Annotated in this window: 13 protein-coding genes; 8 read left to right on the top strand and 5 right to left on the bottom strand. The window is 59.1% G+C overall.

Annotated elements, in window-relative coordinates; genetic code table 11:
* Positions 1-255: 255 nt before the first annotated feature.
* Positions 256-1443, top strand: a complete 1188-nt coding sequence (locus tag ACN0VH_RS07820; RefSeq protein WP_417700211.1) for a glycine C-acetyltransferase — start codon at positions 256-258, stop codon at positions 1441-1443.
* A 23-nt stretch (positions 1444-1466) separates the two neighbouring features.
* Complete coding sequence (gene tdh, locus ACN0VH_RS07815; protein WP_278922345.1) at positions 1467-2492, top strand: L-threonine 3-dehydrogenase; 1026 nt, start codon at positions 1467-1469, stop codon at positions 2490-2492.
* A 312-nt stretch (positions 2493-2804) separates the two neighbouring features.
* Here tdh and ACN0VH_RS07810 read toward each other — a convergent pair whose 3' ends face one another.
* Entirely contained in the window at positions 2805-3536 is a 732-nt protein-coding gene (locus ACN0VH_RS07810; RefSeq protein WP_417700210.1) for a metallophosphoesterase family protein, read from the bottom strand.
* Between the two features lie 74 nt (positions 3537-3610).
* Positions 3611-4537: a LysR family transcriptional regulator gene (locus tag ACN0VH_RS07805; protein WP_417700209.1), complete on the bottom strand. Its 927-nt coding sequence runs from the start codon at positions 4535-4537 to the stop codon at positions 3611-3613.
* A gap of 93 nt (positions 4538-4630) precedes the next feature.
* Between ACN0VH_RS07805 and ACN0VH_RS07800 the strand changes: the two genes are divergently transcribed.
* Complete coding sequence (locus ACN0VH_RS07800; RefSeq protein WP_417700208.1) at positions 4631-5035, top strand: hypothetical protein; 405 nt, start codon at positions 4631-4633, stop codon at positions 5033-5035.
* Between the two features lie 43 nt (positions 5036-5078).
* Here the strand turns inward: ACN0VH_RS07800 and serA are convergent, their stop codons facing one another.
* Together serA and ACN0VH_RS07790 are read right to left on the bottom strand one after the other, a co-directional pair.
* On the bottom strand, positions 5079-6674 hold the full coding sequence (gene serA, locus ACN0VH_RS07795; RefSeq protein WP_278922089.1) for a phosphoglycerate dehydrogenase: 1596 nt from the start codon (positions 6672-6674) through the stop codon (positions 5079-5081).
* A 157-nt stretch (positions 6675-6831) separates the two neighbouring features.
* The gene (locus ACN0VH_RS07790; RefSeq protein WP_278922090.1) at positions 6832-7977 is read right to left on the bottom strand and encodes a phosphoserine transaminase; all 1146 of its coding nucleotides are present in this window, start codon (positions 7975-7977) and stop codon (positions 6832-6834) included.
* Positions 7978-8232: 255 nt separating this feature from the next.
* Between ACN0VH_RS07790 and ACN0VH_RS07785 the strand changes: the two genes are divergently transcribed.
* The 4 genes from ACN0VH_RS07785 to ACN0VH_RS07770 all read left to right on the top strand — a co-directional run bounded on the left by ACN0VH_RS07785 (position 8233) and on the right by ACN0VH_RS07770 (position 11537).
* The gene (locus ACN0VH_RS07785) at positions 8233-9276 is read left to right on the top strand and encodes an AI-2E family transporter (RefSeq protein ID WP_278922091.1); all 1044 of its coding nucleotides are present in this window, start codon (positions 8233-8235) and stop codon (positions 9274-9276) included.
* A gap of 92 nt (positions 9277-9368) precedes the next feature.
* Positions 9369-10244: a phosphoserine phosphatase SerB gene (serB, locus tag ACN0VH_RS07780; protein ID WP_278922092.1), complete on the top strand. Its 876-nt coding sequence runs from the start codon at positions 9369-9371 to the stop codon at positions 10242-10244.
* A 5-nt stretch (positions 10245-10249) separates the two neighbouring features.
* Complete coding sequence (locus ACN0VH_RS07775; RefSeq protein WP_278922093.1) at positions 10250-11008, top strand: TSUP family transporter; 759 nt, start codon at positions 10250-10252, stop codon at positions 11006-11008.
* A 214-nt stretch (positions 11009-11222) separates the two neighbouring features.
* The gene (locus ACN0VH_RS07770; protein WP_417700206.1) at positions 11223-11537 is read left to right on the top strand and encodes a YciI family protein; all 315 of its coding nucleotides are present in this window, start codon (positions 11223-11225) and stop codon (positions 11535-11537) included.
* Between the two features lie 89 nt (positions 11538-11626).
* Here ACN0VH_RS07770 and ACN0VH_RS07765 read toward each other — a convergent pair whose 3' ends face one another.
* Positions 11627-12625, bottom strand: a complete 999-nt coding sequence (locus ACN0VH_RS07765; RefSeq protein WP_417700205.1) for an asparaginase — start codon at positions 12623-12625, stop codon at positions 11627-11629.
* 171 nt (positions 12626-12796) lie between these two features.
* On the opposite strand from ACN0VH_RS07765, the gene ACN0VH_RS07760 reads away from it, so the two are divergent.
* Complete coding sequence (locus ACN0VH_RS07760; protein WP_417700203.1) at positions 12797-13330, top strand: invasion associated locus B family protein; 534 nt, start codon at positions 12797-12799, stop codon at positions 13328-13330.
* Positions 13331-13374 lie beyond the last annotated feature (44 nt).

Below are 13374 nucleotides of genomic sequence, written 5' to 3'. Positions count from 1 at the left end.
CTAATCGTCCCGTGAGACATCGGCGGCCGGGTGATTTGAAACCCACCCGCCAGATCCTTTGCAATATAGCGCAGCAACTCCACCTTGGTGCGGACTGTCAGGCCCTGTATTGCAATGCGCCCGCGCCATGGTGGGGGCGGTTCTCTCCATGGAAAATCCATCTTCACGGATTTTTTTCCGAGATAGTGAAATCTTCTATTTGGGAATCAAATCCGTTATGGTAGATGCAATTCCATGGATAAGGAGTTTCCCGCTATGAGCACTGCATTTCTGAACGATATCTCTGAAACGCTGGCCCAGATTGAGGCCGACGGCCTGTACAAGCGGGAACGAATGATCACCTCCCCACAGGGGGGCGAAATCACGGTGGGTGACCGTCAGGTGATCAACCTCTGTGCCAACAACTACCTGGGGCTGGCCGATCACCCCGATCTGATTGCCGCCGCGCGTGGGGTGATGGATGACAAGGGCTTTGGCATGGCCTCGGTCCGCTTTATCTGCGGCACCCAGGATATCCACCGCGCGCTGGAGCAACGCCTGGCAAAATTCCTGAACAAGGATGACGCCATTCTGTTTGCCGCCTGCTTTGATGCCAACGGTGGCTTGTTCGAACCGCTCTTGGGGCCAGAAGATGCAATTATCTCTGACAGTCTAAACCATGCGTCGATCATCGACGGGGTGCGCCTGTGCAAGGCGAAACGCTATCGCTACCTCAACAGCGACATGAACGACCTGGAGGCCTGGCTGAAACAGGCCCGCGCAGATGGCGCGCGCCATATCATGATTGCAACCGACGGGGTATTCTCGATGGATGGCTATCTGGCCAAGCTGCCGGAAATCCGCGCCCTGGCGGATAAATATGACGCCGTGGTGATGGTGGATGACTGCCACGCCACCGGGTTCATGGGGCCAAATGGCGCTGGCACGCCGGATCATGCGGGGGTGGATGTGGATATCCTCACCGGGACATTGGGCAAAGCACTTGGGGGGGCCATTGGCGGTTATATCGCCGGGCCGCAGCCAGTGATCGACCTGCTGCGGCAGCGGGCGCGGCCCTATTTGTTCTCCAATTCGCTGCCGCCCTCTATCGTTGCTGCCGGGATCGAGGCCATTCGCCTTGTCGAGGAAGGCGCAGATCTGCGCACACAGCTATTTGAAAACACAAAGTTCTGGCGCGCAGGTCTGACCGATCTGGGGTTTGATCTGCTGCCGGGCGAACACCCCATTGTGCCGGTGATGTTGGGCGAGGCGCAACTGGCGCAGGACATGGCCGCGCGCCTGTTTGATGAAGGCGTCTTTGTCTCGGGCTTTTTCTTTCCGGTGGTGCCACGCGGGCAGGCCCGCATCCGTACACAGATGAGTGCCGCCCTAACACGCCCGGAACTGGAGCGTGCCCTCGCTGCCTTTGGCAAGGTAGGTCGCGCATTAGGGGTGATCTCATGACAGTTTGGGCCAAGCCGAACACCATGATCGCGCTAGAAAAATCCCGGCCCGAAGAAGGCCTGTGGAAGGTGCAGGCACCGGTGCCGGAAATCGGCCCCGACGAGGTGCTGATCAAGGTGAACAAAACCGGTATCTGCGGCACCGATGTCCATATCTGGAACTGGGATGCCTGGGCGCAGAAAACCGTGCCCGTACCACTGATCACCGGCCATGAATTTGCCGGCGAAATCGTCGAACTTGGCCGCAATGTCACCGATCTGGAGATTGGCCAGCGCTGCAGCGGCGAGGGGCATCTGATTGGCAAACACTCCCGCCAGAGCCGGGCCGGCAAGTTCCATCTGGACCCCGAAACCCGTGGCATCGGCGTCAACGAACAGGGAGCCTTTGCCCAGTATCTGGCCCTGCCGGCCTTTAATGTGGTGCCGCTGCCGGATGACATCCCGGATGACATCGGCGCCATTCTCGATCCGCTTGGCAATGCAGTGCATACCGCGCTCAGCTTTGATCTGGTGGGCGAGGACGTATTGATCACCGGCGCAGGCCCGATCGGTATCATGGCGGCAGCCGTGGCGCGCCACGCTGGTGCCCGCCATGTGGCCATCACCGATGTAAACCCCGGTCGACTGGCGCTGGCTGCCAAGGTCGCAAATGTGCGGCCCGTGAATGTCGCGACGGAAGACCTGAACGATGTAATTGCCGAACTTGGCATGCGCCAGGGTTTTGACGTCGGGCTGGAGATGTCTGGCAACCAGGCCGCGCTGGATCAGATGATCGAAGCCCTGGTGATGGGGGGCCGTATCGCGCTCTTGGGGATTCCGCCGGGAAAATCCCCCGTCGACTGGAGCCGGATTGTCTTTAAGGCGATCACCCTGAAAGGGGTCTATGGCCGTGAAATTTTTGAAACCTGGTACAAGATGATTGCCATGTTGCAAAACGGGCTGGATGTCAGCGCGGTCATCACCCATCGGTTTGGGGTTGAAGACTTTGCCAAGGGGTTTGCCGCGATGAAATCAGGCAACAGCGGCAAGGTGGTGCTGGACTGGTGCTAAACCGAAACGAGAGCATGTTGCGCAAAAGCGAGCACCGGTTTTGCGCAACGAATACATGCAAGATCAACTAAAGCGCGCCAACCACATGCAAAGACGCGAACGCGACAGGGGCAACACAATCAGTAGTGATCAGCGACCGCAAAATAAATCAAAGCCTTGCAGCCATATCGCCACTTGTTACCACGGCAGCACAGGACCTCTGTAACTTTTTAACCGTTCAGGCTGCCACCAGGTCGCCGATCACTGGTTCAACCTAACCGGGTTTTCGTTATCAAAAAGTTCACATGCAGCACATTCCGGGGCTTTGCCTCGTTACTCTGCCAGCAACGGCCTGCGCCCCGCCTCCTCCAGCACCCAGGACTTGCGGCCTTCAAAAACCGCCGCTGTCAGCTGACGACCAAATCCGGCACCTGAATCCAGATTAACCCGATTGCCGTGATGTTCGGGGGCGGCCACCTGGGTGTGGCCATGCACTACAAGCCAGGGGTGCGCCCCCTGATATTCCAGAAATTCCTGCCGGATCCAGATCTTGTCATTCTGGATCTGTTCTTGCAGCGCCACGCCGGGGCGAATGCCGGCATGAACGCACAATAGTTCACCCTCTTGGTGATAATCTGGCAGTGCCGCCAGAAAGGCGCGGTGGTGATCCGGAACAGCCTGCCGCGCCTCCGCATGCACCTCATGAATCCGGCGGCGTTCGCCGACCTCAACCCCATAAGACCCTAGCGTCTCTTCCCCGCCGATGCGCGCATGCAGCCAGTCGTAGCCGACCAACAAACGGTCATCAGTGCGCGGGTAGTCCTCGAGGAACATTGAAAACATCCGGTCATGATTGCCCAGCAGGCAGACCCAGTTGCGTCCAGCGGCCATGCCCTGCGCCAGAATATCAATCACGCCATGCGAATCTGGCCCGCGATCAACATAATCCCCCAGAAACACCACCCGTGCGTCCGGCCCGCCGTCTGCCTCGATCCGCGCCAGGGCGGTCTCCAGCATATCGCGTTGGCCGTGGATATCACCAATTGCGTAGATCGGATTCAGCATTCGATACCCTCATATATTGTGTTTTCTAGCCGCATTCCTGCGTCCCAAATAGTGGAAACAAACACTTACCTTGGCTATGGAGCCTTGAGAAGCACCGCAATACGATCTCTTAGCCAACGGTGTGCAGGCGCTGTGGACAGGCGCGTATGCCATGCCAAAACGCCTTGTACCGGTTCTACGAAAAACGGTGGTTGATAAATACCCAAGCCAAGCTTGGGGGCCACGCGCCGCGCGAATTGCTCCGGTACCAAAGCCAACAGATCACTTTGGGATACCACGTTACAAACCCCTGTAAATCCAGGCAAAGTCATCACCACATTTCGTCGTCTGCCAAGGGCGGCAAGGGCCAGATCGCCCTGTCCCTGCAGTTTTCCGGCGGCTGAAAACAACACATGGTTGAGCCCACAATATAGATCCAGAGGAAGAACATCGCCTGGGGTGATCCCCCTTTGGGACAGATCAGGATGCCCCCGTCGGGCAATGACCAGAAACTGTGACAACAGCAGGTCCCGCGTCTCTACCCACTTGGGGAACATGGTTGCCGGAACCAGGGCCATATCCAGACCGCGACTTTCCAAAGCTTCGATATCTTGATCCAATCTGGAATCGACCAGCTGCACCTTGATGCCAGGCGCCTCTTTTGTCAGCAGGAAGGCCAACTGCGGCATCAAAAGCTCGGCGTAGAAATCGCTTCCCAACAGCCGAAAGACGGTTTCAGTCGTTTCGGGGGAAAATTGGTCACTCCCGGACAAAATCCCCTCTGTACGGTTGAGCACCTCGCGCAGCGGGATTCTTAGATTTTGGGCAAATTCAGTTGGCGCAAGCAGGCGCCCCTGGCGCACAAACAGCGGATCTTCCAAAGCGTGCCGCAGGCGTTTCAAAGCCGCAGAAACCGCAGGCTGCGACAGGCCCACCTCTTTGGCGGCCCCGGTGGTCGATCCCGTTTGCAGCAGCGCATCCAACACCTTGAGAAGGTTGAGATCGAAACCAGATAAATTCATGCCGTCAATTCATATCATACAAACAATAAATTTCCAAAATTCATGCGGGCTTGGCAGACTTCCCCTGCGAATAGAAAAGAAAGGAAACACCCCATGACAGGACTAAGCCGTAGCTTCATGATCCTGGCAATCCTCTCTGCCCTGTGTGGCATTGTCTGGGGCATTGCCATGGCAGCCAGCCAGAACCATGAGTTATCGCCAGCCCATGGCCATCTGAACCTTTTGGGATGGGTGAGCTGCGCGCTCTTCGCCTTTTACTATCACTTGACGCCACATGCCGCAGCGACAGGGCTGGCAAGGATGCATTTTGTACTCACCTTTGTGGCGCTGGTGGTTCTGGTGCCGGGTATCGCCCTAGCCATTCTAGACGTCACCGAAACACCCGCCAAAATCGGATCGCTGATTTTCCTGATGTCGATGCTGGTTTTTGCCTGGTTGGTGATAAAGCCCCAGCCTGCACAAAACGATACGACCGCAAGAAAAAATGCCCCCGCCTGACAGGGCGGGAGCATTTTGACCATTCAGAAACCTGTTGCCTTGATCAGGCGACATCAAAGGTTAGCGGTTTGATCTGGTTGAACAGATCGCTTTCGGCCAGTTTGGCGCGGGCTTCGGCGGGGACGACGTCGTCCACGTAAAGCAGCGCAATGGCCTCACCACCGGCTTCGGCACGGCCCAGGGTAAAGTTGGCAATGTTGACGCCATGCTCACCCATGGTCTGACCCAGGGTGCCGATGATGCCGGGCACGTCGTTGTTGGTGGTGTAGAGCATATGTGCGCCCACCTCGGCGTCGATATTGATACCCTTGATCTGGATGAAACGTGGCTTGCCATCCGAGAACACTGTACCCGCAACCGAGCGCTCGCGCTTATCGGTTACTGCTGTCACCTTGATGTAGCCATCAAAGGCTCCGGTTTTGTCCTGGTTGGTGGTCGAGATCTGAATGCCACGTTCCTTGGCCACAACAGGGGCCGAGACCATGTTCACATCCGGGTTCACCTTTTTCATGATGCCCGCAACCACCGCACAATTCAGCGCCTCCAGGTTCATATCCGCAGCAACACCATCATAGAGAATGTTGATAGCCTTGATGGGCTCATCCGTCATCTGCCCCACAAAAGAGCCAAGATGTTCAGCCAGTTTGATCCAGGGGCCCATGACCTTGGCCTCTTCGGCCGTTACGCTGGGCATGTTCAGCGCATTTTCCACCGCACCGGTCAGCAGATAGTTCGACATCTGTTCAGCCACCTGCAGGGCGACGTTTTCCTGCGCTTCAGAGGTGGCGGCCCCCAGATGCGGCGTGCAGACCACGTTGGGCAGTTTGAACAGGGCATTTTCCTTGGCGGGCTCTTCAGAGAACACATCAAAGGCGGCACCGGCAACATGGCCAGATTTCAGCGCCTCGGCCAGGGCCTCTTCGTCCACCAGACCACCACGGGCACAGTTGATGATGCGCACGCCTTTCTTGGTCTTGGACAGGTTTTCACGGCTCAGGATATTGGCGGTGGCATCGGTAAAGGGCACGTGCAGGGTGATGAAATCGGCGCGTTCCAGCAGGTCGTCCAGCTCTACCTTTTCAACGCCCATCTTGTCGGCTTTTTCCTGACCCAGGAAGGGGTCATAGGCAACGACCTTCATCTTCAGCCCACGGGCGCGGTCACAAACGATGCCACCGATATTGCCGGCGCCAATAACGCCCAGGGTTTTATTGGTCAGCTCGGTGCCCATGAATTTGGACTTTTCCCATTTGCCGGCATGGGTCGAAGCAGAGGCCTCGGGGATCTGGCGCGCCACGGCAAACATCATGGCGATGGCATGTTCGGCGGTAGTGATCATGTTGCCAAAAGGCGTGTTCATCACGATCACACCTTTTTTCGACGCGGCTTCCTTGTCGATGTTGTCGGTGCCGATGCCTGCGCGGCCGATGACCTTGAGGTTGGGCGCATTGGCGAGGATCTTTTCCGTCACCTTGGTGGCCGAACGGATGGCAAGACCATCATACTGACCGATCACTTCGGCCAGCTTGTCCTTGTCTTTGCCCAGATCGGGCTGAAAATCCACGTCGATGCCGCGATCCCGAAAGATCTGAACAGCCGCTTCGGAGAGTTTGTCGGAGATAAGTACCTTGGGAGCCATTTTTGGAGGTCCTTTGAATATCGGGGGCCGGACCTGCGCTAGGGCAGCAACCGACCGAGGGAAGGGGGCGATGCGCCCGCCCGTCAAACCAAAGGTTTGCCTTCGGCAAGACGGGGCGGTTGGGCGCTGCCCGGCCTATCGGCCGGGCAAAAACACTTTAGCCTTGTGCGGCGATCTCGGCCTCAAAGGCCCAGGCAAGCCAAGGCAGCATGGCCTGGATGTCGGCGGTTTCCACCGTGCCACCACACCAGATCCGCAGACCGGCAGGCGCATCACGATAGGCGCCGATGTCCAATGCGATGTTCTCCGCTTCCAGACGCTTGGCCACGGCCTTGGCAAAGGCAGCGCCATCCTGAATGCGGTCATCGGTGAACTTCAGACAGACCGAGGTGTTGGAGCGCGTCGCCGCGTCTTCGGCCAGATTGGCAATCCAGGGGTTGGCGTCGCAGAAATCAAACACGGCCTGCGCATTGGCATCAGCGCGGGCGATCATGCCTGTCAGGCCACCCACCGAACGGGCCCAGTCCAGCGCAAAGAGGTAATCCTCGACCGCCAGCATCGACGGCGTGTTGATGGTGGCACCGGTAAAGATACCCTCGATCAGCTTGCCGCCTTTGGTCATGCGAAAGATTTTTGGCAGGGGCCAGGCCGGGGTGTAGCTTTCCAGCCGTTCCACAGCGCGGGGCGACAGAACAATCACCCCATGGGCCGCTTCACCGCCCAGAACCTTCTGCCAGGAGAAGGTGGTCACATCCAGTTTGTCCCAGGGCAGATCCATCGCAAAGGCGGCGCTGGTTGCGTCGCAGATGGTCAGACCGGCGCGGTCATCGGCAATCCAGTCGGCGTTGGGAACCCGTACGCCAGCGGTGGTGCCATTCCAGGTAAAGACCACATCGTTGGTGCAATCGACAGAGGCCAGATCAACGATCTGACCGTAGTCGGCGGTTTTCACTTCGGCGTCGATCTTCAGCTGCTTCACCACATCGGTGACCCAGCCAGCGCCAAAGCTTTCCCAGGCCAGCATCTCAACCTTGCGTTCGCCCAATAGCGACCACAGGGCCATTTCAACCGCGCCAGTGTCAGACGCGGGAACGATGCCGATACGATAGTCAGCGGGGATGCCCAGGATTTCGCGGGTGCCTTCGATGGCCGACTTCAGCTTGGCCTTGCCAACGCTCGCGCGGTGGCTGCGACCCAGGGGGGCGTCGGCCAGTTTGGACAGTTCAAATGTAGGGGGTTTGGCACAGGGGCCGGAAGAAAAACGCGGATTACCCGGCCGCGTCGCCGGTTGCTGAGTAGCCATAAATGCTATCCTTACAGATATCTGCCCTTCGTTGGGGAAGGGTGTCCCGCCGCTAGAGCTAGGGGGCAAAACGGGTCAGTGCAACCTATATATCGCCAGGAGGCGCCGCTTTAGGCATTTTTTGCGACAGGCTTTGACGCCTTTCGGAAACTTCCTTACCAAAGTCTCATCAGCTTTGCGGTCCAGATGCCGCAAGGCCTGGCCTTTTCAGGACTCTGAAATCCCCATCCTGGCACGAACGATTCGAGGCGGAAAATGACAAGCAGATTGGCACAGGTCACCTATTCTCTTGCTCTCATCCTGATGCTGGGCTGGCTCTTGGTGGCGGGGCAGGCCATCCTGCTGCCCGTGCTGGTTGCCATCATTGCGGTCTATATCCTGACCACCGCCGCCGATGCGCTGATGCCCGTGCCCCTGATTGGCCGCCTGCCGCGACGGTTCCGCCGCTTACTGGCCCTGGTGATTTTCACCCTGAGTTTTTTGGTTCTAGCCTCCTTTATCACCGCCAGCGCCACCACGCTTTCGACTGCCTTGCCGCTCTATGCAGAGAATTTTGATGCGCTGCAGAGCAAGTTCCTGACCGCATTGGGCATCAAACAAGAACAGAACTGGGGCAGTCTGGGGGAATATCTGCTTGATATGGTCGATGCGACAACGCTGATGCCCACCGCGCTGGCGACCATCAGCAATGGCGGTTCGGTGATTGTCGCTGCCACGCTCTATGCAGTGTTTCTACTGGCCGAACTTGACGCCCTGCCGGACAAGACGCGCCGCGCCCTGGGCAATAACATGCAGGCAGAGCACACCATGGCGCTCACCCGCAAGATCAACGACAAGATCGGCAGCTATCTGGCAGCCAAGACACTGGTCAACCTGATCCTGGCGCTGGTCTCCTATGCGATCTTGAAACTACTGGGCATCGCCCATCCGGCCTTTTGGGCCATCCTCATCGGGTTGCTCAACTACATTCCCTATATCGGGTCGGTCATTGCGGTGGTTTTTCCCGTCACCATGAGCCTGATCCAGTTCACCTCTTTCAGCCATGCAGGTGTGGTGCTGGTGCTGCTGATGATCCCGCAGCTGATTGTTGCCTATTATGTCGAGCCCAAATTCCTGGGGCGTTCTGTCAATCTCAGCCCCTTTACCGTGCTGCTGGCACTGGCCATCTGGAGCGCCCTTTGGGGCATGACCGGCGCGATCCTGGCGGTTCCCCTTACGGCGATGGTCATGATCATCCTGGCCGAGATCCCCAATGCCCGCTGGATCGCCGTGATGATGTCGGAAAAGGGCGACCTCTGAGCGCAGGTTTACAGCCAAACCGCTTCGGGACTGGCTCATCCGGGTTCTGGACGCTATGACACCGCAACCGAAGGCCCAGATGGAACTCTCTCATGTATATCGTCACGCTGCTTTGCAATCCTGCCACGCCCTGTCTTGATGCCACCTTGCTGGACTCACTGCGCAATGCCTGGGGCGGCGGTAGCGCCCAGTGGCTGGCACCCGATATCGCGGCGGAATTTGCACTGGACACAGTGCCCGACAACCAGTGGCACGTCTGGGAGGACCTCCAGGCGCTGGGGATTGATCTGATCCTTCAGCCCGCCGCCAACCGCCGTAAAAAGATGCTGCTGGCCGATATGGATTCAACCATGATCGAACAGGAATGCATCGACGAACTGGCCGAAGAGGCAGGCGTCGGCACCCGCGTCAAGGAAATCACCGCCCGCGCCATGAACGGTGAGCTGGATTTTGACGGAGCCCTGACTGAACGGGTTGCCCTGCTCAAGGGGCTGCCTGAAACGGTGATTACGCAGGTTCTGGACAACCGCATCAGCCTGATGCCGGGCGGTCGGCAGCTGCTTGCCACGATGAAAGCCAATGGCGCCTATGCGGCGCTGGTCTCTGGCGGGTTCACTGCCTTTACCACCCGCATCGCGACAGAGCTGGGCTTTGATGAAAACCGCGCCAATACGCTGCTTGTGGCCGAAGGCAAGCTTACAGGGGAGGCAGGTCGCCCGATCCTGGGACGCCAGGCCAAGGTGGAAGCCCTGGAGCAGATTACCAAAAAGCTCTCCATCACCGAAGCAGAGGTGATTGCGGTAGGCGATGGTGCCAATGATCTGGGCATGTTGACTCGGGCCGGGTCCGGCGTTGCGCTGCATGCCAAACCTTCGGTGGCGGCGCAGTGCCAGATCCGCGTCAACCACGGCGACCTGACGGCGCTCTTGTATCTGCAGGGCTATGCCCGCGACGATTTCAAAGGATAGCACATATGCTTGAGGTCGGGATCGAGACCCTGCTGCTTCTCATGGCGGCAGGGTTTGCCGCCGGGTTTATTGACGCGGTGGCAGGTGGCGGCGGTTTGATCACCGTGCCAGTGCTGCTCTTGGCTGGGGCGAACCCGGTCACGGCACTGGCCACCAACAAAATTCAGGGTCTCTTTGGCGCAGCCACTGCGGCACGAGCCTACGCCAAGGGCGGCCATGTGAACCTGCGAGACCAGGCGGGCTCTGCCCTTATTGCCTTTGCCGCCTCGATTGCCGGCGCGCTGCTGATCACCATTCTGCCCACCGGGTGGATTCGAATGATCCTGCCGGTGCTGCTGATCGGGATCGCGCTGTTCTTTGCCTGCAAAAAAGGGCTGGGCGATCTGGACCGCGCCCGGCGCATGGGCGCGGGTCTCTTTGCCGCCACCATGGTGCCGCTCTGTGGTGCCTATGATGGGCTGTTGGGGCCAGGGGCGGGCAGTTTCTATATGCTCGCCTTTGTGTCGCTGGCAGGCTACGGCGTGCTCAAGGCCACCGCCCATACCAAATTGCTCAACCTCGCCTCCAACGCCGGGGCTCTTTGTGCCTTTGCGGTTGTGGCGACGCCCTGGTGGATCACCGGGCTGTGCATGGGGCTGGCGCAGATCGCAGGCGCCCAGGCTGGGGCCACCCTGGCGCAGTCCAAAGGGGCTGCCATGATCAAACCGCTTCTGGTACTAACCTCGCTGTCGCTGGCCGCGAAGCTGATCTGGGACATGCTCTGACCTCGCACACCCAGCGGAAGGGGATTCAGCACAAAATCCCTCCACGGCCGGGCCGCCCTTCCCAAAATCGCCATTATCACTAACTATGGCGACACACTGCCGGGTGATCAGCAGCAGCGATGGATCGCCCCGCGCTGACCAATTGCCTGCGGCAACCGTGCCAAGCACAGGTCCAAAGCACCCACGATACACCAGCCCCCAAGGAGGACAGAAAATGCCACAGTTCATATTCGCCTATCACGGCGGCAATACCCCCGAAACCGCCGAAGCAGGTGCTGCGGCGATGGCAGCCTGGCGCGCATGGATGGACGACCTTGGCGCGGCCCTGGTGGTTCCGGGAAACCCGGTCGGCAAGTCACATACCGTCGCCAGCACTGGCACGACAGAAGACGGCGGAGCCAATCCGATCTCGGGCTATTCCGTGGTTGAAGCCGCCGACCAGGCCGCTGCCTGCGCCATGGCCAGAGGCTGCCCCCTGGTGGCCGATAGCACCGGCTCGGTTGAGGTTGCGCCACTGATCGAAATGTAGCCTCAGCCTGGGACCACAGGTACACAATGCAAAGGCCTGCCCCAGATCTTCGGAGCAGGCCTTTGCATGTAAGCAAATTCTAGAGGCGCTTAGAACCGCAGCTCGGCGCTGGGCCGCAAAGATCCACAGTCGATGCCACGCCGGTTCAGCAGCGGCGCATCAAGGTATTTGCGGGTCTCGGGGTGATCAGCCTCTAGCACGCCCAGCCCCACCAGAATCGCGGCGATGGCGCATTCGCTGGCACGGGTGGCGCCATCAACGATTTTGACCGCAACGCCCAGCTTCTTTTCTGGAATGATGGCAATAAACACCGCCTCGGCCCCGGTTTTCACCGCCACTTTGCCCCCCATGGCGCGCATCAGATTGGTGCAGGCGCGGGTTTCACCCGCCACCAGATCGGGGTGAAGCATCATGGCAGCACTCAGCTCTGCTGCCGCCGCCGAGGCGCGGTCCGAACGATCCCCAGCCGATGCAAACCAGGACATCGCCCGCGCCAGCCCATGCACCGTGGTGGCATAGTTCGGCGCCGAACAGCCATCAATGCCGTAACCGGGGCTGGACATGCCCGTCACCTCTTCAAAGGCCGTCAGGCAGGCCTGCTGCACCGGGTGATCGACCTCGACATAGTCTGGCCCGGCACCCAGGTGTTGGTTCAAGGTCAAAAAGCCAGCGTGCTTGCCGGAACAGTTGTTATGCACCTGGCAGGGGCTGGCGTCATTCTTGATCAGTTCGTCGCGGGCGGGTCGGTCGGCGGGCTCCTGGGGGCCACAGCGGAAGTCATCGTCACCCAGCCCCAACTGCGACAGCCAGTTGTTCACCCGGTCGGTATGGATATGCGCCCCGTTATGCGAGGCACAGGCCAGCGCCAGCTGCTCTGTGCTCAACCCGTATTTTGCCGCCGCACCCGAGGTAATCAAGGGCAGTGCCTGGATCATCTTGGAAGAGCTGCGCGGATAGATCACCGCTTCCGGGTCGCCCCAGCTGCGCACAATCTGGCCACTGTCATCACAGATCACCGCATGCCCTAGATGCAGGCTCTCCAACAGAGACCCACGCCAAATTTCAGCCATTGGAACTGGTTTCGTCATTGTTTCAGCCTCTTTTCTTGGCGAATTCCTGCCAAACGCACTTTCGCCCGTAGCGCTTGTTACGTTAGTGTGCTTGTGTATGGCAAGCGAGAGCATCTGGTACAGACGGCGGTTTAAACGCCGCTTGCTCTCATCGTAATTGAGGTAGAGACAGTCTTGGAGTCGGGACAAATGGCATCGAAACTCGCCCGTATAGTCGCGGGCCTGTGTCTGGCCGCTATGGCCACATCTGCAACCGCGCAGCAGACCACAACCGACAATCGCGTCGGCGCCAATGTGGACTGGAGCGTCTTTCAGGGCGACAGCCCCAAAGAATGTTGGGGCGTTTCAGCCCCCAAGGAAAGCGTCAACACCCGCGATGGCCGCGTTGTTGCCGTGCGCCGCAGCGCAATCCAGTTGTTTGTGTTCTACCGGCCCGACAATGCCGGCAATGGTCAGGTGACCTTTACCGGCGGCTATCCCTTCGCGCCCGGCTCGACCGTCAACATGACCATCGGCGACAGCGAATTTGAACTCTTTACCGAAGGCGAATGGGCCTGGCCTGCAACCGCAGCGGATGATGCCAAGATCATCACCGCAATGAAGCGCGGCGCCGACGCGGTGCTGACTGCACGTTCTGCGCGTGGCACCCAGACCAAAGACGCCTTTTCCCTGCTGGGCTTTACCGCTGCAGTCGAGGATGCAGAAAAACGCTGCGGCAGCTGATCACCCATTCCCAGCGGCCTCGCCAAGCGGACCTGCCCTGCACC

The sequence above is a fragment of the Pseudophaeobacter sp. genome, from assembly GCF_048267565.1.
GTDB lineage: Bacteria > Pseudomonadota > Alphaproteobacteria > Rhodobacterales > Rhodobacteraceae > Pseudophaeobacter > Pseudophaeobacter profundi.
This window is presented reverse-complemented; position numbering and strand designations above follow the sequence as displayed.

What these genes read in the sequence shown, in the direction of transcription:
- ACN0VH_RS07760 (WP_417700203.1), top strand. Translation starts at nt 12,797, where the DNA reads ATGGCATCGAAACTCGCCCGTATAGTCGCGGGCCTGTGTCTGGCCGCT.
- ACN0VH_RS07775 (WP_278922093.1), top strand. Translation starts at nt 10,250, where the DNA reads ATGCTTGAGGTCGGGATCGAGACCCTGCTGCTTCTCATGGCGGCAGGG.
- ACN0VH_RS07805 (WP_417700209.1), bottom strand. Translation starts at nt 4,537, where the DNA reads ATGAATTTATCTGGTTTCGATCTCAACCTTCTCAAGGTGTTGGATGCG.
- ACN0VH_RS07785 (WP_278922091.1), top strand. Translation starts at nt 8,233, where the DNA reads ATGACAAGCAGATTGGCACAGGTCACCTATTCTCTTGCTCTCATCCTG.
- ACN0VH_RS07765 (WP_417700205.1), bottom strand. Translation starts at nt 12,625, where the DNA reads ATGACGAAACCAGTTCCAATGGCTGAAATTTGGCGTGGGTCTCTGTTG.
- serA (WP_278922089.1), bottom strand. Translation starts at nt 6,674, where the DNA reads ATGGCTCCCAAGGTACTTATCTCCGACAAACTCTCCGAAGCGGCTGTT.
- ACN0VH_RS07820 (WP_417700211.1), top strand. Translation starts at nt 256, where the DNA reads ATGAGCACTGCATTTCTGAACGATATCTCTGAAACGCTGGCCCAGATT.
- tdh (WP_278922345.1), top strand. Translation starts at nt 1,467, where the DNA reads ATGATCGCGCTAGAAAAATCCCGGCCCGAAGAAGGCCTGTGGAAGGTG.
- serB (WP_278922092.1), top strand. Translation starts at nt 9,369, where the DNA reads ATGTATATCGTCACGCTGCTTTGCAATCCTGCCACGCCCTGTCTTGAT.
- ACN0VH_RS07790 (WP_278922090.1), bottom strand. Translation starts at nt 7,977, where the DNA reads ATGGCTACTCAGCAACCGGCGACGCGGCCGGGTAATCCGCGTTTTTCT.
- ACN0VH_RS07800 (WP_417700208.1), top strand. Translation starts at nt 4,631, where the DNA reads ATGACAGGACTAAGCCGTAGCTTCATGATCCTGGCAATCCTCTCTGCC.
- ACN0VH_RS07810 (WP_417700210.1), bottom strand. Translation starts at nt 3,536, where the DNA reads ATGCTGAATCCGATCTACGCAATTGGTGATATCCACGGCCAACGCGAT.
- ACN0VH_RS07770 (WP_417700206.1), top strand. Translation starts at nt 11,223, where the DNA reads ATGCCACAGTTCATATTCGCCTATCACGGCGGCAATACCCCCGAAACC.